The organism is Nonomuraea lactucae, from assembly GCF_003313395.1.
Lineage (GTDB): Bacteria > Actinomycetota > Actinomycetes > Streptosporangiales > Streptosporangiaceae > Nonomuraea > Nonomuraea lactucae.
Window position 1 is genome coordinate 1 of sequence record NZ_QNFZ01001019.1, and the last position, 16790, is coordinate 16790.

The 16790-nt window shown below is 71.8% G+C and carries 20 protein-coding genes and 1 pseudogene; 8 read left to right on the forward strand and 13 right to left on the reverse strand.

Annotation, left to right across the window (positions count from 1 at the left end; genetic code table 11):
* The 5 genes from DQW85_RS37335 to DQW85_RS37355 all read right to left on the reverse strand — a co-directional run.
* A partial coding sequence (locus tag DQW85_RS37335; protein ID WP_162795688.1) for a thiamine pyrophosphate-binding protein occupies positions 1–1233 on the reverse strand: 1233 nt, incomplete at its 3' end.
* On the reverse strand, positions 1230–2171 hold the full coding sequence (gene speB / locus DQW85_RS37340) for an agmatinase (protein ID WP_113704456.1): 942 nt from the start codon (positions 2169–2171) through the stop codon (positions 1230–1232). The genes speB and DQW85_RS37335, both read right to left, overlap by 4 nt.
* A gap of 17 nt (positions 2172–2188) precedes the next feature.
* The gene (locus DQW85_RS37345) at positions 2189–3022 is read right to left on the reverse strand and encodes an amino acid ABC transporter ATP-binding protein (RefSeq protein WP_205315698.1); all 834 of its coding nucleotides are present in this window, start codon (positions 3020–3022) and stop codon (positions 2189–2191) included.
* Positions 3019–3879 carry an amino acid ABC transporter permease gene (locus DQW85_RS37350; protein ID WP_113704457.1) on the reverse strand — a complete coding sequence of 287 codons (861 nt, stop codon included), beginning with the start codon at positions 3877–3879 and terminating at the stop codon, positions 3019–3021. The genes DQW85_RS37345 and DQW85_RS37350 overlap by 4 nt, the downstream gene beginning before the upstream one ends.
* The gene (locus DQW85_RS37355; RefSeq protein ID WP_162795689.1) at positions 3876–4763 is read right to left on the reverse strand and encodes an ABC transporter substrate-binding protein; all 888 of its coding nucleotides are present in this window, start codon (positions 4761–4763) and stop codon (positions 3876–3878) included. Before DQW85_RS37355 ends, DQW85_RS37350 begins: the two co-directional genes overlap by 4 nt.
* 104 nt (positions 4764–4867) lie before the next feature.
* Between DQW85_RS37355 and DQW85_RS37360 the strand changes: the two genes are divergently transcribed.
* On the forward strand, positions 4868–6322 hold the full coding sequence (locus DQW85_RS37360) for a PucR family transcriptional regulator (RefSeq protein ID WP_240197681.1): 1455 nt from the start codon (positions 4868–4870) through the stop codon (positions 6320–6322).
* A gap of 81 nt (positions 6323–6403) precedes the next feature.
* Here DQW85_RS37360 and DQW85_RS37365 read toward each other — a convergent pair whose 3' ends face one another.
* Complete coding sequence (locus tag DQW85_RS37365; protein ID WP_113704460.1) at positions 6404–6883, reverse strand: Clp protease N-terminal domain-containing protein; 480 nt, start codon at positions 6881–6883, stop codon at positions 6404–6406.
* Positions 6880–7113 (reverse strand): hypothetical protein, encoded by a 234-nt coding sequence (locus DQW85_RS37370; protein WP_113704461.1) that lies wholly within the window; start codon positions 7111–7113, stop codon positions 6880–6882. The genes DQW85_RS37365 and DQW85_RS37370 overlap by 4 nt, the downstream gene beginning before the upstream one ends.
* Positions 7114–7312: 199 nt before the next feature.
* Here DQW85_RS37370 and DQW85_RS37375 point away from each other — a divergent pair, with 199 nt between their 5' ends.
* Positions 7313–7804, forward strand: a complete 492-nt coding sequence (locus DQW85_RS37375; RefSeq protein ID WP_113704462.1) for a DUF6790 family protein — start codon at positions 7313–7315, stop codon at positions 7802–7804.
* A gap of 39 nt (positions 7805–7843) precedes the next feature.
* Here the strand turns inward: DQW85_RS37375 and DQW85_RS37380 are convergent, their stop codons facing one another.
* Positions 7844–8212: a MerR family transcriptional regulator gene (locus DQW85_RS37380; protein WP_113704463.1), complete on the reverse strand. Its 369-nt coding sequence runs from the start codon at positions 8210–8212 to the stop codon at positions 7844–7846.
* Between the two features lie 126 nt (positions 8213–8338).
* Between DQW85_RS37380 and DQW85_RS37385 the strand changes: the two genes are divergently transcribed.
* Both DQW85_RS37385 and DQW85_RS45105 read left to right on the forward strand, forming a co-directional pair.
* On the forward strand, positions 8339–9049 hold the full coding sequence (locus tag DQW85_RS37385) for an SDR family oxidoreductase (RefSeq protein WP_113704464.1): 711 nt from the start codon (positions 8339–8341) through the stop codon (positions 9047–9049).
* Between the two features lie 297 nt (positions 9050–9346).
* Positions 9347–9514, forward strand: a complete 168-nt coding sequence (locus tag DQW85_RS45105; protein WP_162795690.1) for a hypothetical protein — start codon at positions 9347–9349, stop codon at positions 9512–9514.
* Positions 9515–9590: 76 nt separating this feature from the next.
* On the opposite strand, the gene DQW85_RS37390 is transcribed toward DQW85_RS45105, so the two are convergent.
* The 4 genes and pseudogenes from DQW85_RS37390 to DQW85_RS37400 form a co-directional block, all read right to left on the reverse strand.
* A complete protein-coding gene (locus tag DQW85_RS37390) occupies positions 9591–10346 on the reverse strand; it encodes an alpha/beta hydrolase (protein ID WP_113704465.1) in 756 nt (251 codons plus the stop codon).
* 40 nt (positions 10347–10386) lie between these two features.
* Positions 10387–11142: a site-specific integrase gene (locus DQW85_RS48390; RefSeq protein ID WP_420819213.1), complete on the reverse strand. Its 756-nt coding sequence runs from the start codon at positions 11140–11142 to the stop codon at positions 10387–10389.
* 12 nt (positions 11143–11154) lie between these two features.
* A pseudogene (locus DQW85_RS48395) lies at positions 11155–12336 on the reverse strand (RNA polymerase sigma factor); the annotation flags it as partial.
* Positions 12337–12436: 100 nt separating this feature from the next.
* A complete protein-coding gene (locus DQW85_RS37400; protein WP_113704466.1) occupies positions 12437–12760 on the reverse strand; it encodes a YciI family protein in 324 nt (107 codons plus the stop codon).
* A gap of 151 nt (positions 12761–12911) precedes the next feature.
* On the opposite strand from DQW85_RS37400, the gene DQW85_RS37405 reads away from it, so the two are divergent.
* Positions 12912–13574 (forward strand): DUF998 domain-containing protein, encoded by a 663-nt coding sequence (locus tag DQW85_RS37405; protein WP_113704467.1) that lies wholly within the window; start codon positions 12912–12914, stop codon positions 13572–13574.
* 71 nt (positions 13575–13645) lie between these two features.
* On the opposite strand, the gene DQW85_RS37410 is transcribed toward DQW85_RS37405, so the two are convergent.
* Positions 13646–14326 (reverse strand): TetR/AcrR family transcriptional regulator, encoded by a 681-nt coding sequence (locus DQW85_RS37410; protein WP_113704468.1) that lies wholly within the window; start codon positions 14324–14326, stop codon positions 13646–13648.
* Between the two features lie 81 nt (positions 14327–14407).
* Here DQW85_RS37410 and DQW85_RS37415 point away from each other — a divergent pair, with 81 nt between their 5' ends.
* The 3 genes from DQW85_RS37415 to DQW85_RS37425 all read left to right on the forward strand — a co-directional run.
* Positions 14408–15646, forward strand: coding sequence for a right-handed parallel beta-helix repeat-containing protein (locus tag DQW85_RS37415; protein WP_113704469.1), 1239 nt, complete (start codon positions 14408–14410; stop codon positions 15644–15646).
* 270 nt (positions 15647–15916) lie between these two features.
* Positions 15917–16555 (forward strand): RNA polymerase sigma factor, encoded by a 639-nt coding sequence (locus DQW85_RS37420; RefSeq protein ID WP_113704470.1) that lies wholly within the window; start codon positions 15917–15919, stop codon positions 16553–16555.
* The coding region (locus DQW85_RS37425; RefSeq protein ID WP_162795691.1) for a hypothetical protein at positions 16552–16790 on the forward strand (239 nt) is incomplete at its 3' end. The genes DQW85_RS37420 and DQW85_RS37425, both read left to right, overlap by 4 nt.

Genomic DNA, 16790 nt, shown 5'->3' on the forward strand with positions numbered 1-16790 from the left:
CTCCATCGGCCGCGGCCAGGCGGACCAGGCCCAGTAGGCGAGGATCGTCATGTCCCAGAAGCTGGGCGCCCGCGGGGGCAGCGCGCGTTCCACGGCTCCGAGGACGGCCCGCTCCAGCGCGAGGTCCTGCGCGTCGAGCCGTGCGGCGACCCGCCCGAGCACCTCACGGACCGCCATCCTCGCGTCGCCGCCCCGGTCGGGGGCGGTGCCCGGGTCCGCATCGGTGCCCGCCACGCGCCTGCGTTCCTTCACCGCCTGCGCGAGCGCCTCCAGGGCCAGCCGCGCGTCCGCGTGCACGCCCAGCCCCGCATGGTTGGACTCCAGCTTGCCGAGGTCGGCCTCGATCTGGATGACCCGGCCGCGTGGCCGCATCGTGTGGTAGTTGCTGGACAGCTCCCCCAGCCCCGAGCCGACGACCAGCAGCACGTCGGCGTCCTCGAGGAACTCGGTCAGGTGCCGGTCCTCCAGCCACGACCGCAGCGACAGCGGGTGCTCCCACGGGAAGGCGCCCTTCGCGCCGAAGGTGGTGGCGACCGGCGCGTCCAGCTCCTCGGCCAGGCCCAGCAGCGCGTCGCGGGCGTCCGCGCGGACCACGCCGCCGCCGGCCAGGATCACCCGGCGCTCCGCCCGTTCGAGCAACTCCGCCGCGGCGGCGATGAGCTCGGCCCGCGGCGTGAGCGGTCGCGGCGCCACCCGCAGATCGGCCACCACCGGGACGCCGGTCGGGGCGAGCAGCACGTCCTGCGGGATCTCCACCCACACGGGGCCGGCGGGCGCGCTCAGCGCGCTCTCCCACGCCTCGGCCAGCGCCGACGGGATCTGGCCGGCCTTGCGCACCACATGGACCGACTTCACCACGTCCCTGAACGACGCGGCCTGGTCCGGCAGCTCGTGCAGGTAGCCCTTGCGTCCGCCGCCCAGCCCGTCGGCCGGGATCTGGCTGCTGATGCCCAGGACGGGGACGCTCGCCGAGCGCGACTCCATGAGCGCCGGGAGGGTGGCCAGCGCGCCGGGGCCGGTGGAGACCATGAACGGCGCGACCGCCCCGGTGACGCGGGCGTGCCCGTCCGCGGCGAACGCGACGCTCAGCTCGGTCCGGCAGCCCACGTAGCGCAGGGCCGAGCGGCGGAGCGTGTCGAACAGGCCGAGCGCGTGCTGCCCCGGCTCGCCGAACACCGTGGTCGCGCCGAGCGCGGCCAGCGACTCGACGACGAGGTCGCCGCCCGTCCTCACGGCTTCTCCCGCAGCGCGAGCAGGCTCACCAGGTCGTAGGCGACGTGCGAGGCGGCGATCGAAGTGATCTCCGCGTGGTCGTAGGAGGGCGCCACCTCGACGACGTCGGCGCCGACCAGGTTGGCACCGGCCAGCCCGCGCAGGATCTCCAGAAGTTCGCGGCTGGTCAGGCCGCCCGCCTCGGGCGTGCCGGTGCCGGGCGCGTGCGCGGGGTCGAGCACGTCGATGTCGATCGACACGTACAGCGGCCGGTCGCCCACGCGCCGGCGCAGCATGTCGACCACCTCGTCCACGCCGCGCCGCATGACGTCGCGCGAGGTCAGGATGCCGAAGCCGAGCCGCCGGTCCTCCTCCAGGTCGCGCCTGCCGTACAGGGGACCGCGGATGCCGACGTGGCTGAGCGCCTCGGTGTCGAGGATGCCCTCCTCGACCGCGCGCCTGAACGGAGTGCCGTGGGTGTAGGCGGCCCCGAAGTAGGTGTCCCAGGTGTCGAGATGGGCGTCGAAGTGGAGCAGCGCGACCGGGCCGTGCACGCGCGAGACCGCCCGCAGCAGCGGCAGCGCGATGGTGTGGTCGCCGCCGATCGTCACCGGCTTGGCGCCGGCGGCCAGCAGCTCGCTCGCCGCGGCGTCGATGGTCTCGACCGCCTCCCCGATGTTGAACGGGTTGCAGGCGATGTCGCCCGCGTCGGCCACCTGGACGCGCTCGAACGGTGACACGTCGAGCGCCGGGTGGTAGGGCCGCAGCAGCCTCGACGCCTCCCGCACCGCCGCGGGGCCGAAGCGCGCCCCGGGCCGGTAGGAGACGCCGCTGTCGAACGGCACCCCGACGACGGCCACCTCGGCCTGCCCGACCTCGCTCAGGCGAGGCAGTCTGGCGAACGTCGCAGGTCCGGCGAAGCGCGGGATCCGGGAGGAGTCGACGGGCCCCCGAGGCATGGCGAGTTCCTTTCGATCTACAGGACCTTGGCCAGGAAGGCCTTGGTCCGCGGGTGTTGGGGGTTGGCGATCAGCTCGGTGGGCCGGCCCGCCTCGACGATCGTCCCGTCGTCCATGAAGACGACGTGGTCGGCGGCCTCGCGGGCGAATCCGATCTCGTGGGTGACCACGACCATCGTCATCCCGGCTCCGGCCAGGTCCTTCATCACGTCGAGGACCTCGCCGACGAGCTCGGGGTCGAGCGCGCTGGTCGGCTCGTCGAAGAGCATGAGCCTGGGCCGCATGGCCAGGGCTCTGGCGATCGCCACCCGCTGCTGCTGGCCGCCGGACAGCTGGGCCGGGTAGTGATCGGCCCGCTCGGCCAGGCCGACCCGCCGCAGCAGGTCGAGGGCGGCCTGCCGGACGGCGTCGCGGGGCTGGCCGAGGACGTGCCGGGGCGCCTCCATGACGTTCTCCAGCGCCGTGCGGTGCGGGAAGAGGTTGAAGCGCTGGAACACCATGCCGATGTCGCGCCGCTGGTCGGCCACCTCGCGCGGCCGCATCTCGTACTTCTTGCCGCCCGCCCGGCGGTAGCCGACCAGGTGGCCGTCCACCCAGATCTCCCCGGCGTCGATCCGCTCGAGGTGGTTGACGCAGCGCAGGAAGGTCGACTTGCCCGAGCCCGACGGGCCGAGCAGGCACACCACCTGGCCGGGATACACGGTCAGGTCTACGCCCTTGAGCACCTCGACCCTGCCGAAGCTCTTGCGGACCCCGGTCGCGCTCAGCAGCGGGACCTGAGCGTTCACGCGCTCGTCCGGCCCGTTCACGGATTCGCCCGGCCCGTTCACGTGTCCGTCCGGCCCGTTCATGCGTGTCCTCCGACCTGGACGTCCGAGCGGCCGAGCCGCCGCTCCAGCCGCGACTGGATGAAGGTCAGCAGCGTGGTCAGCACGAGATACCAGATGCTGGCCACGATCAGCAGCGGGATCTGCTGGAAGTTGCGGCCGTAGATCAGCTGCGCGCTGGTCAGCAGGTCCGGCAGCCCGATGACCAGCACCAGCGAGGTGAGCTTCAGCATCGAGATCGTCTCGTTGGCGGTCGGCGGCACGATGACCCGGGCCGCCTGGGGCAGGATGACCCGCCGGTAGACCAGCGCGGGCCGCATGCCGAGCGCCTCGGCGGCCTCCCGCTGCCCGCGGTCGACCGAGCCGATGCCCGCCCTGACGATCTCGGCCATGTACGCGGCCTCGTTCAGGCCCAGACCCAGGATGGCCGCGGTGAACGGGGTGATCAGCGCGTTGACCGGCGCGGAGAAGAACTCCGGGCCGAACGGGACGCCGAGGCTCACCCTCGGCATCACCGCGCCGAGGAAGAACCAGAACAGCAACTGGACCAGGATCGGCGTGCCCCGGAAGAGCCACACGTAGGCGGCGGCCACCCCGCGCAGCAGTGGATTCTCGGAGAGCCTCATGATCGCCAGCGCGGTGCCGAGGACGAGGCCGGCCAGCATGGCCAGCGCCGTCAGCTCGACCGTGAGCAGCAGCCCACGCATGATCGACTTCTCGAAGAGGTACCCCGCCACCAGGTCCGGCCGCAGCGCCGGAGTGGTCAGCACGAAGCTGACAGCCATGGCGGCCAGCACCGCGAGAACCGCCCCCGCCACCCACCGGCCGGGCCGCCGCAGCGGCACGATGGGCTCGGTCACGTGCTCCTGGACGGCCGTCATGTGCCCGCGTTGATCGCGGCGTCCTTGAACGCCTGCGCCTGCAGGTTCCACTTGGCCAGCAGCTGGTCGTAGGTGCCGCTGGCGATGACCTTCTTCAGCGCGGCCTGCACGGCGTCACGCAGTTGCGTGTCGTTCTTCGGCACCGGGATGCCGACCGGCAGCGGGTCGATCGCGCTCACCGCGACCTCGAACTGCTGCGGAGCCTGCTTCACGCTGTAGGCCAGGGTCAGGTCGAGCGCCGCCACCATGTCGGCCCGCTTGGACTGCAGGGCCTGGACCGCGCTCGCCTGGTCGGGGAAGGGCACCTTCTCCACGGCCGGCTTGCCGGCCGCCGCGCACTTCTTGGTGACGTCGTCCACGAGCAGGTCGCCGGTGGCGGCCTTCTCGACCGCGACCTTGCGGCCGCACATGTCGAGGATCTCCTTGACGCCCTGCGGGTTGCCCTTCGGCACCATGAGCGCCGCCCCCGACTTGAGGTAGTCGACGAAGTCGACCTGCTGCTGGCGCTCCTTCTTGTCGAGCATGCTGGTCAGGGCGAGGTCGTAGCGGCCCGCGTTGAGGCCGCCGATGATCCCGTCGAAGTTGACGTTCTCGAAGGCGAACTCCACGCCCAGCACCTCGCCGAGCGCCTTGCCCAGGTCCGCGTCGAACCCGAGCACGGTCTTGTTGTCGGTGTCGAAGAACTCCATCGGCGGGAAGGAGACACCGGAGGCCACTCGCACCTTGCCGGCCTTGCGGATGTCCTCGGGAAGCATCTTGGCGATCGCTTCGTCCTTCGCGCCCGCCGCGACTTGGGTCTTGGGTGCTGCCGTGTCCTCCTCGGGCGCGGCGCACCCGGCCAGAGCCAGTCCGCTGAGGAGAGTGACGGCAAGTGCTCTTTTCATGTCGTGCCCGTGCCTTCCGGTGCAGGTAGATGGCATCGAGTCTGCAAGTCAGCACTTCACGCTTCAATTGGGTCAATCCCAAAGACACACCATATCCTTCGTGTGTGACCACAAAGGTGTCCGTGGAGGACCTGCTGCGCTCCCCCGCCCTGCAGCTCGAACTGCTCGCCGGCGAGGCAGGTCTGGGCCGGTCGGTGTCGTGGGCGCACGTCAGCGAGCTCGACGATCCCACGCCCTGGCTGCTCGGCGCGGAGGTCATCATGACGACCGGCATCGCGATCCCCCGCTCGGCCGCCAGGCAGCGGGCCTACCTGCGGCGGCTCGACGACGCGGGCGTCTCCGCGCTCGCCCTGTCGGCTCAGCTGCACGTCCCGCCGCTGCACGAGGCGTTCTTCCAGGCCGCCGAGGAACGCGGGATGCCGATCCTGCAGGTGCCCCTGGCCGTGCCGTTCATCGCGATCGCCCAGGAGGTCGCGGCGGCCGTGCAGGAGGACGCCCGGCAGCGCCTCGGCGCGCAACTGCAGGTGTTCGGCGCGCTGCGGTGGCTCGCGGCCGAGGACCTCGACACCGTGACCCTGTTCAAGCGGCTCGAACGGCTGTCCGGATACGAGGTCTACCTGTGCACACCGCAGGGGCGGCCGCTGCTGCCCGGGGTGCCGGTGCCCGACCTGGCCGTGCTCCCCTCCGAGCCGGACGCGCCGCCCACCATCCCCGGCGGCTTCGTCCTGCCCGTGCCCGCGCCGGGCGGACCCGCGGGATACCTCGTCGCCTTCGAGCGGCAGGGCGCCAGACCGGCCGGGCTGGCCGTGGCGCAGCACATCGCCACGGTCGCCGCGCTGCAGGTCGCCATGGCCCGCCACGAGCGCGAGACGCTGCGCCGCCAGGGCGCCGAGACCCTCTCCGAACTGCTGCAGGACGTGCTCGACCCGGCCGCGGCACGCCGCCGCCTGGTCAGGATGGGCCTGCCCGCGGACGCCGACATGGTCCTCCTCGTGATCAGGAACGTGCCGGACGACGCCATCCACCGGGCGCTCGACGACCAGCCGCACCTCATGCTGCGCAGGGGCGACGACCGCTACGTGCTCGGCCCGTCCGCCCTCGGCGCGGCCGTGGCCGCCCTGCCCGGCGTCGCGGCGGGCATGAGCCGGCCGTTCCCGCCCGGCGAGTCGATGCAGGTGCCGCAGCGGGAGGCGGTCTGGGCGGCCTCGACGGCGGGCGAGTCGGGGCGCGCACTGATCCACTACGGTGACGACACCACCGGCAGGTGGCTGCCCGACAACCCGTGGGTGCTCACCGCGCTGGTCGAGCACGTGCTCGGCAAGGTGCTCGCCTACGACTCGGCGCACGGCTCTCAGTTGCTGACGTCCGTACGGGCCTGGATGGAGCGCGACCGGCGCACCGAGGACGCGGCGGCGGCGCTGCACGTCCACCCCAACACGCTGGCCTACCGGCTGCGCAGGTTCGCCGAGCTGACCGGCCGCGACCTGTCGTCGACCGCGGCCTTCGCCGAGGTCTGGCTCGCGCTGCGGGCCGGCCGCCAGCTCGGCCTCATCGACTGACGGTCCCCTCGGGAGCACGCCCGGGACTCGGCCGATTTCGCGGAGACCTGGCCGCTCCTACGGAGACCGGCCTACTCGCCGCTACCCATTCTGGCCGGGGAGTGCCCGCCGTACGGTGGCCACCAGGCCGGCCTGGTCGACGCCCGCCAGCGCGAGCGCGCGCGGCACGGTGCCGGCCTCGGCCTGCAGGATTCCGAGCAGCAGATGCGCCGGCCGCAGGTCCTTCTTGCGGAACACCGTCGCCATGCGGTCGAGCGCGAGCCTGGCCGAGGCCCCCAGCTGCGTCGGGGGCTTGGGGGCGGGGCTCGGCCTCGGGAGGTCGAAGTCGGCGAGGGACACCCCGGCCGCGTTCAGGCTGCGCTCGAACTCCAGGTCCAGCGCGGCGCGGATCGCCTGGCGGTCGAGCCCGGCCGAGGCCAGGACCTGGCGGGTGGTGGGTTCGCGCCCGGCGGCGATCGCCAGCAGCAGGTGCTGCGCCTCGATCGCCGCCGATCTGTCCTCGTGGGCTTCGAGCGCCCCCCGCTCGATGACCGAGTGCAGGTATCTGTCGAACGCGGTCAATGTCGCCTCCTCAACGTGACGCCGGCGGCGATCAGCCGCTTGGCATGCTTCTTGTGCACCGCCTGCCGGGTCACCCCGAGCGCCTCGGCGACCTGCGGCCAGCTCCAGCCCTCCCGCATCGCCTGCTCGACGGCGGCGTCCTCCAGCTGGTCGGCCAGGCGCCTGAGCGCGGCCACGGCCGCCAGCCCGTCGGCGGGGTCCCGGGTCGCGGGGATCTCATCAGCGGACATGCGAGCAACCGTAGTTGACTAAGGGGATGTTAGTCAACCCGGGTTGCTAAGGGTCGGCTGTGCGGGTCCGTCAAGGACGGCGACCCCGTGGCCCCGACGGCTGACGGCGACCGCATCGGCACGGACCCCAGCCGGGCTGATCTTGAACACGCCGGGCCGGGTGTGGTCCGAGCGCCGTGGCCGTCCATAGGCTGCGGCTATGGCGTTCTTCGTGCTCACCTTCCTTGGACTGGTGGCCGGCGCGCTGGTGCACGTGCTCGCCGACCGCACTCCGGCACGGCGCACCTACCGCCGGGTGGTGGAGATCTGGCTGCTGTGGTTCGTGGCCGGCGGCGGCGTGCTGTCCATCCTGGGCGGCCTGGGGCACATCGGCCCCTACGCGCCGCAGATCGCCGACAGCATCGGGTTCGCGCACAGCCCCTTCCAGTGGGAGGTCGGCTGGGCCGACATCGCGGTCGGCGTCATCGGCCTGCTCAGCATCTGGAACCGGGGCTCGTTCATGACCGCCGCGGTCATCGCCATGGCCATCCTCTACTGGGGCGACGCCATCGGCCACGTCATGCAGTGGGCCGCGCACGGCAACACGGCGCCGAACAACATCTGGACCATCCCCACCGACATCCTCCAGCCGCTGATCGCGATCGTCCTCCTGATCGCCTACCGCCGCTCGCAGCCTCCGGGAACGTCGTAGCGCCGGGACGAACCAGCCCCCGGCCTCGGCGACCGGCGTTCAGGTGTCCACGTGCACGCAGCCCGGGCCGGGCTCCATGGCCGTGGCGATGACCCCGTCGAGCCGGTTACGCGCCTCCAGCAGCTCGCTGATCCGCTGGTCGATGCGGTCGCGCTCCTCCGCCAGCCGCCGCAGCAGCGTCGAGGTCACCCGGCCCGAATCCACGCACGGCAGCAGCTGGAGGATCGTCTTGCTGGTGAGCCCGGCGGCGTACAGCTGCTGGATCAGCCTGACCCGTTCGACCGCGTCCTCCGGATACCGCCGCTGCCCGCCCGCGCTGCGCGAGGCGACGAGCAGGCCCTGCTCCTCGTAGTAGCGCAGCGCCCGCACGCTCACACCCGACTTCTCGGCGACCTCACCGATGCGCACAGCGCCTCCTCCGAACGGACCTCGAAAACCAACACTTGCACCTGACGTTAGCGTTAGGTTCTAGCCTAACCGGCGTGGTGCTCGCGGAGCACCCCATGAACCACCCGACCAACGAAGGACACACTCATGGAGATCGCCGGTACGGTCGCTCTCGTCACGGGAGCCAACCGCGGCATCGGACGGCAGTTCGCCCGCCAGCTGCTCGAAAGGGGCGCGACGAAGGTCTACGCGACGGCGCGCAGGCCCGAGCTCGTCGACGTCCCCGATGTCGAGGTGCTGCCCCTCGACATCACCGACCAGGCCTCGGTCGCCGCGGCGGCACAGGCCGCGGGCGATGTCAGCCTGCTGGTCAACAACGCGGGGATCAACACCTTCCACAACCTCCTCACCGGAGACCCCACGGCGGTCCGGCTGGAGATGGAGACGCACTTCTTCGGCACCCTCAACGTGGTCCGGGCCTTCGCCCCCGCACTTGCGGCCAACGGCGGCGGGGCCATCCTCAACGTCCTGTCGGCGCTGTCGTGGTTCTCCTACACCGGCGCCAACGCCTACGCCGCCGCCAAGGCGGCCGAGTGGAGCCTGACCAACGGCATCCGCCTGGAACTGGCCGGCCAGGGAACCCTCGTCACCGGACTGCACCTGGGCGCAGCGGAGACCGACATGTCGAGCCGCTACCACGGCGAGAAGACCGACCCCGCCGAGGTGGTGCGGATCGCGCTCGACGGAGTCGAGGCCGGCGAGATCGAGGTGCTGGCCGACGAGTGGAGCCGTCACGTCAAGGCGTCGCTGGCGGCCGACCCCGGCGCGTTCTACACCCTGACAGCCCCGGCCGCCTGACCCGGGCGACCGGACGGACCCTCACCCGTGGCGCCCGACGCGGCGCCCGGCCGCGCCGTTCGCGGACGAACGACCATATTCCCGATTTCTCGACCATTCTCGATGAATGGCAATTAATGCAGCATGTGCGTTGATTGTCGGTAAGCAGGTTTTGCCTCCCGCCGGGAGACCCCACCGGCCACCCCGGTTACTGTGAGATGTGTTCCACGCGCCGCATTGGCGTTTCCCGGGAACCCAGCCGACGCTCCGGCAGCTTAGATCATCTCGAGCACACATCATCTCACGGAGTGATCTCTCATGCTGAAACGCCCGCTTCTCGCCGCCGCGATGGCGGCGTCCACGCTCATCGTCTCCGGCGCGATCGCCGCGCCGATCGCTAACGCCGCATTCGGCGGCACCACCGCCTCGCCCGTGGCCGTCACGCCAGACCCCACGGACATCCCGTACGAGGAGGACAACGACTAGCACGAACACAGGTCGAAACACCTGACGGTCGCCCCGCGAGGACATCCTCGCGGGGCGATCGCCACCGGACGACCGCTCAGCGGTGGTCGGCGGACAGGGCACGCAGCCCCGACAGCACCCGCGCCCAGGCGGCTGTGAGCGGGTCTATCAGAGCGAAATGACCGGCTCCGGGCAACGGCGCCAGCCGGGCCGAAGGATGGGCGGTCACATACGACTCCGACAGCGCGATCGGGACGATCCGGTCATCGAGGCCGTGGAAGATCACGGTCGGCGCGGCCGGCGATTCGCCCCGCGCCGGGTCGAGGTCCGGGCGGGTGCCGGGCGCCACGCCCAGGAAGTCCGCCACAGCGCCACCATCGAGCCCCAGCCGGTGGGCCAGCCGCAGATCCGCCACGGGAGCCAGGGCCACGGTGGCCCGCAGAGCGGGAGCGGCGGCTCCGGCCGCCGAGGCCCACAGCGCCAGATGACCGCCCGCCGAGTGGCCGACGACGATCATCGAGCCGTCCTGCGGCCCGTCGAACAGCTCCGGCAACAGGTCCAGCGCGGCCCGCACATCACCGGTCGCCGAGCCGGGCTCACCCGGGACGCGCCGGTACTCGACGGAGACGACCGACCAGCCCGCGCCGCACAGCGCCTCCCCCATCGGCCGGACGTGCGCGCGGTCGTACTCGGGACGCCAGAAACCCCCATGAAGCAGCACGACCAGCGGAAGCCCCCGTGCCCCACCAGGCCCCACCCAGCCGTCCGCCACCTGCCCGGCGCCGTCCCCGTAACGCAGCAGCAGATCCGGCTCGCGGCTCGCACGGCTCAGCACCGACCGATCCTCCGCCATCGCGCCCCTCCTCCCCCGTTGTCACGGCCCTCCTCCGCAGTCAGTCACGCCCCTTCAGCCGGCGCAGCGTGAAACCCTCACCCGCCGGATCCAGCTCCCTCGTCGCCTGCTTGAACAGATACTCCGCCCGCTCGTACGACAACCGCCGCCGCCCCGTCTCCGGGCACAGATCCGCCCCCGCCCCCAACCGCGACGGCACCGGCCGCCGGTCCGCCAGGAACAACGGCCCCCGCCTGCGCCCGGCGACCAGCTCGGGCAGCAACCGCGCCGCCCCCGAACGCCAGCACACCCACCCGCCCCCCACACGCGCCCGCCGATCCTCCAGGTCCAGATCCTCCACGTTCAACGACAGCACCACCCTCACCTGCGCCGCCGACTCGTGCAGCAGCCGCCACAGCGCCAGCTCCCGCACCCCGACCCCGGGACGGGTCCACAACGCCGCGAGCTCCGCCGCCCCGATCGGCTCCACGCGCGACCGAACCTCCGCCCGCCGCTCCACACCCGCCGCGAGATCCCCCACAGAATGCCCCGCCGCCGCCCACGCGCCGAACGACCGGACCGCCGCCCGGTGCCGGTTCCACGTCCTGGCCGCCGCCCCACCCCACGCCACCGCGAACACCTCCGCCACCTGCCCCGGCGTCACAGCCGCCAACGGCACCTGCCCGCCCAGCGCCAGACACAACCGCCGCAACGTCTGCCCGTACGAACGCACCGTCCCGGCGTCCAGGTCCCCCCGCCCCAGGAACCCCGCCGCGGCCGCCCCCAGCGTCACCCCCGCCGGATCACCGTCCGGCACGGCGAGCCCCTCCGCGCGGCGCAGCAGGAACGCCCGCTCAGCGGCATTGCGCGCGAGAGCCGCGGCCCGCTCGAACTCCAGCCGCGCCTCGCCCACCCGCCCCGACCGGACCAGCAGATCAGCCCGCACCCCGGGCAGCAGATGGTAGTCACGCAGCGCCGGATCACCCGCCAGCGCGTCCACCACCGCCAGCCCCGCCAGCGGCCCGCGTGCCATCCCGACCGCCACGGCCCCGTTCAGCCGCACCACCGGCGTCGGCACCAGCCGCACCAACGCCTCGTACAACGCCGCGATCTGCCCCCAATCGGTCTCCTCCGCCGTCCGCGCCTGCGCGTGGCACACGGCGATCGCCGCCTGCAGCACGTACGGACCCGGCACGCCCCCCACCTCCCGCGCCCGCAGCATCGACGCGAACCCGCGGTGGATCAGCAACTGGTCCCACCGCCCACGGTTCTGCTCGTGCAGCCGCACCGGCTCACCCGACGGCCCCGTCCGCGCCGCCGAACGCGACGCCTGGATCTCCATCAGCGCGACCAGCCCGTGCACCTCGGCCTCCAGCGGCGCCAGCTCCGCCAGCAACCGGCCCAGCCGCAACGCCTCCAGGCACAGCCCCGGCCGCATCAGATCGCCGCCCGACGTGGCCGCGTACCCCTCGTTGAAGATCAGATAGACGACCTCCAGCACCGACGCCAACCGGCCCGCCGGCTCCGAGCCGTCCGGCAGCTCGAACCCCACCCCCTCCTCGGCCAGCGTCCGCTTGGCCGCGGCGATCCGCCGCGCGATCACCGGCTCGTTGACCAGGAACGCCCGCGCGATCTCCGCCGCCGTCAACCCGCCGACCAGCCGCAGCGTCAGCGCCACCCGCGCCTCCGTCGGCAACACCGGATGGCAGGCCATGAACATCAACCGCAGGACGTCGTCCCGCTCCCCGTCCCCCTGCCGCTCCAGCTCGTGAGCGAGCTGCTCCTGCTTGCGCTCCAGGAGCTGCGAACGACGGATGTGATCCACCGCCCGCCGCTTGGCGATGGCCGTCAACCACGCACCCGGATTGTCCGGAACCCCCGACTCCGGCCACTGCTCCAGCGCCGCGACCAGCGCGTCCTGCGCCAGCTCCTCGGCCAGGCCGACGTCGCGCACCATCCGCGTCAGCCCGGCGACGATCCGGGCCGACTCCAGCTTCCAGACCGCGTCGATGGCGCGATGGGCGTCCGTCACCGCATGATGACAGCACCGCCCCCGGCTCCCCCGCAAGCCGGAGGCGGCGCCGACAGCGCCGACAGCGCTGACGAGCACCTCAGGGGCCGAACACCTGCTGGATCACGCTCTCCCCGTCGCCGACGATCCTCCGGAAACGACGGGTCAGCTCGATCGCCTCCTCCTTGGACCGCACCTCCACCAGCGCGAACCCGGCAACCGCCTCCTTGGCCTCGGCGAACGGCCCGTCGGTCACCGTGATCTCGTCACCGCGCGAGGCCACCACCACACCACCCGGCTCCAGCCCGCCGGTCGCCAGCAGGACACCCGCCGCCGACAGCTCCTCCACGAACCTGGCCATCTCCGCGTAGAGCTTCTCGTCGGGAGCGGTGTCGGACGCCTTGGACATCATCAAGTAACGCATGAGCGCACTTCCTTCCTTCTCGTTCGTCGTCTTCCGCCTACACGTCGAACGACCCCATGTGACAGGGAACGCAGCGCATTCCCTGTCACATCTCCGGGCCGACGCGTCAGCGAGCAACCGTTACACCGAACGAACCCGGAAGGCAGCCACCATGACCACCACCCACGTCCCCGCCGCCACCACCACGGCCACTGTCGCCACCCGGGCGCTGCTCGCCTGCGGAGCCGCCGCGGCCCCCCTCTGGGCCACCGTCTCCCTCGCCCAGGCCGCCACCCGCGAAGGCTTCGACCTGACCCGCCACCCCCTCAGCGTCCTGAGCAACGGCTCCCTCGGCTGGCTGCAGATCACCAACTTCGTGGTCGCCGGCCTCCTCTACATGGCCGGCGCCGCCGGCCTGCGCCGCACCCTCCACGGCACACCCGGAGGCACCTGGGCGCCACGACTGATCCTCGTCAACGGCATCGGCATGATCGCCTCGGGCCTCCTCGTCATGGACCCCGGCGACGGCTTCCCGATCGGCACCCCGTACGGTATGCCCGACACCCTCACCTGGCACTGCTACGGCCACCTGGCGGCCCGCTCCATCTCCTTCACCGCCATGATCGCCGCCTGCTACGTCCTGGGCCGCCACTTCAGCCGCGCCGGGAACCGCGGCCTCGCCATCGCCTCCCGCGCCGCCGGCACCGCCCTGCTGCTCGGCGACGGCTGGGCCATGAGCGGCGGCAAGGCCGGATCCCTCACCCTGGCCGTCGGCGCCATCACCGCGATGCTCTGGATCTCCACCGTAGCCGCCCGCCACCTCCGCGGCCTGTGAGCCCACCCCGACCCCGCCGTACGCGCCCGAGCCGCCCACGACCGGACCACCCGGGAGGACACCGTGACACATCACCTCTCTCCGTCGTCGGCGTCCTCGGCCACGCCCATCAGGGCGAGACAGATGTGCAGCACGGCGTCCTCCAGGGCGGGGACCTCGCCGATGCGCCCTTGGCGCAGCAAGCGGCAGACAGCTTCATGCGTGGCGTCCGCAGCGGCCATGTAGATCTCAGGGGGGACGTGGCGGCGACCGGGAATCTTGGCGTGCCAGGCCCGCATCGACTGGGCGAACCAGGAGCGGCAGGCGTCCTGGTGCTCCTGCGCCCGGCCGCCGGCCGTCGCCGTCTCCAGGAAGAAAGCCCTGGCGAACTCCGGCTCGTCCGCGACTATCCCGAGAAAGGCGTGGATCGAGGCACGAAGCGTCGCCACCGGGGCGAGCGACTGCGCCGATGAGCGTGCGAACGACGCCTCAAGCCGCTTGACCATGAGCTCGCGGCCTGTGTCCGCGGCGGCGATGAAGCACTGCTCCTTGTCCGCGAACAGCTCGTAGAACGTCTTGCGGGACACGCCCGCCCGTGCCGTCACATCGCCCACGGTCGCGGCGATGTAGCCCTTGTCGGCCACCGCCACCACTATCGCGTACAGCAGCCGCTGGCGCTGCGAGCCTGTCACAAGCTCCCGAGCGAGGCCGTGCGGCCCACGAGGAAGGCCGGACAGGTTCGGCTGCAGCAGCGGATTAATTGAGTCTTTCATAGATGTAAACAGTCTGATACACGTTATATACGCATGCGTTTCTCACCTTTCCCCCCCAAGAGGAAGAAGAGGCGCATCTCCATGACCAGATCGACTGCCCCTTCGGCGCTGGCCGCGTTACTCGCGGCGTTCGCTGGAACCGTGGCCGCCGCGCCGGCCTCCGCGCAAGCGGCCTCCGCGCCCCTGATCTTCACGGTCGACTCCACGCAAGACGCGGTGGACGCGGACGCCTCCGACCGCGCCTGCCGTACCGCCGCAGGAACCTGCACCCTGCGTGCGGCGGTCATGGCCGCGAACGCCCAGCCCGGCAGCACGATCAAGCTACCCGCCGGCCGCTACCGGCTGACCATTCCCCCGGACCCCGGCCAGCTCAACACCAGGCAGGCCGACCCGACCAGAGGCGACCTGAACGTCACCGCACCGACCACCTTCCAGGGGGTCGGGGCGCGGGAGACCATCATCGACGGCAACCAGATCGACCGGGTCTTCCGCATGGGTGCCGACACGTCGCTGTCCGACCTCACGATCACGGGAGGGGTCGCCAAGCAGCGGGAAGTGCGCTTCACCGATCCCGGCGGAGGCGGCATCGCAAACAGCAAGAACATGACGCTGCGCCGGGTGACGGTAACGGGGAACACCGCCGGCTACGGAGGAGGCATCTTCAACATTCCCAGGTCGAACCTGAACCTGATCGACAGCACCGTCAGCCGCAACACATCGGGTGAGGCCGGAGGCATCCGGTTCGACAGCACCGGCACCGTGATCAATTCCACGATCGCGGACAACCGCGTGACCGACGACTGGCAGCGGCCGGGCAGCCTGGCCGGATACGGCGGCGGCGTCGACATCCGCGGCAGAGGCCTGGTGTCCTTCCGCAACTCCACGATCACCGGCAACACCGCCACCATCGGCGGCGCCGGGATCAACATCGCCCCCGCCTACCTGGACAGCCTGCCGCCGGTCACCGACGGACGCGACGTGCCGTTGGGCCACCTCAGCCTGCATAACACCATCATCGCCGACAACACCATCGGCCAGGCCGGCAGCAACTGCAAGAGCGCCTTCGCCACCATCGAGTCACTGGGCAACAACATCGACAGCGGAGACGGTTGCCGCCTCAGGGCCAGAGGCGATCTCTCCCGCCGTGATCCCCAGCTCGCGCCCCTCGCGAACAACGGCGGACCGACCGACACCGTGGCATTGCTGCGCGGCAGCCCCGCCATCGACGCCGCCTCGGACTGCCCCACCGCCGACCAGCGCGGCGTCCAGCGGCCCCAAGGCCGGGCGTGTGACATCGGCGCCTTCGAATACCGGGACTGACTCCCGGCTCGTCCCGTCCCCCGCCCCGGCCCGGCCGCACAATGCGGCCGGGCCGGCCGGCGTCGTGGCGTGTCCTGCGGTCGAAACGACTTACGCGGCATCGCGCTCAGTGTGGGGTGGAAATGCGGCACCAGATCGGCATACGGTGTGGCGCTGCGGTACAGCCGTCGCGTGACCATCCCCCACGCTCCGGAATCAGCTGATCAGGTCGGGCGCTCCTGCGTGAGGCACATCACACGGACGCCACACCCCCGGCGGACAGGACCCGACATGGACCCTTCACTGCGGCAGCGAATACGAGACGACGACCCATCAGCCCTCGGAGAGCTGTTCGACCAGGAGGCCCGGGCCGTCTACCGGCACGCCCTCCGCGTGTCCGGCAACCCGCAGGTCGCCGAGGACGTGGTCTCCCTGACATTCCTCGAGGCGTGGCGCGTCCGCCACCGCCTGCGCCCTGAAGGGGACGGCCTGCTGCCCTGGCTCCTGGGCATAGCCACCAACGTCCACCGCAACCTCGCCCGCTCCACCCGGCGGCACCGCGCGGCACTGGCCCGCCTGCCACCACGGGACGCCGTGGCCGACTTCTCCCACGAAACGGTGGAGCGCATGGCCGACGCCGAGAGGCTGCGCGCCGTACGGACCGCCATGAAAAGACTCCGCCAAGCAGACCGGGACGTCTTCGCGCTGTGCGTGTGGTCCGGCCTGGACCACGCCGCCGCCGCCGAGGCACTCGGCATCCCGGTCGGCACCGTGCGCGCCCGCCTGTCACGCGCCCGCACCCGGCTGGCCAAGCTCACCGACGAGGAACTCAGAAGAAACCGAGCGGAAACCGAACGCCCGCCCGCCACCGGACAGCACCAAGCGAGCCGCATCCAGGCGGCCCGGTCGACACAGGAGACAGCCCGATGAACGCGCACCAGCACCGCGGCGACGAGCAGCCGGCCGAACCGAAGGACGGCCTGCCGGTGCCCGCCATCTCGGACCTCGCAGCCGACCGCTTCCAGATCCTCAAGGAGCACCTCATGGCCGAGATCCACACCGCCGAGCCGCGGACCTCCCCCGCCCGGCGCGCCCGCCGGGCCATCCCACGCCTGCCGCTCGCGACCGGACTGGCGGCCGCCGCAGCCGCACTGGGCGTGCTGGC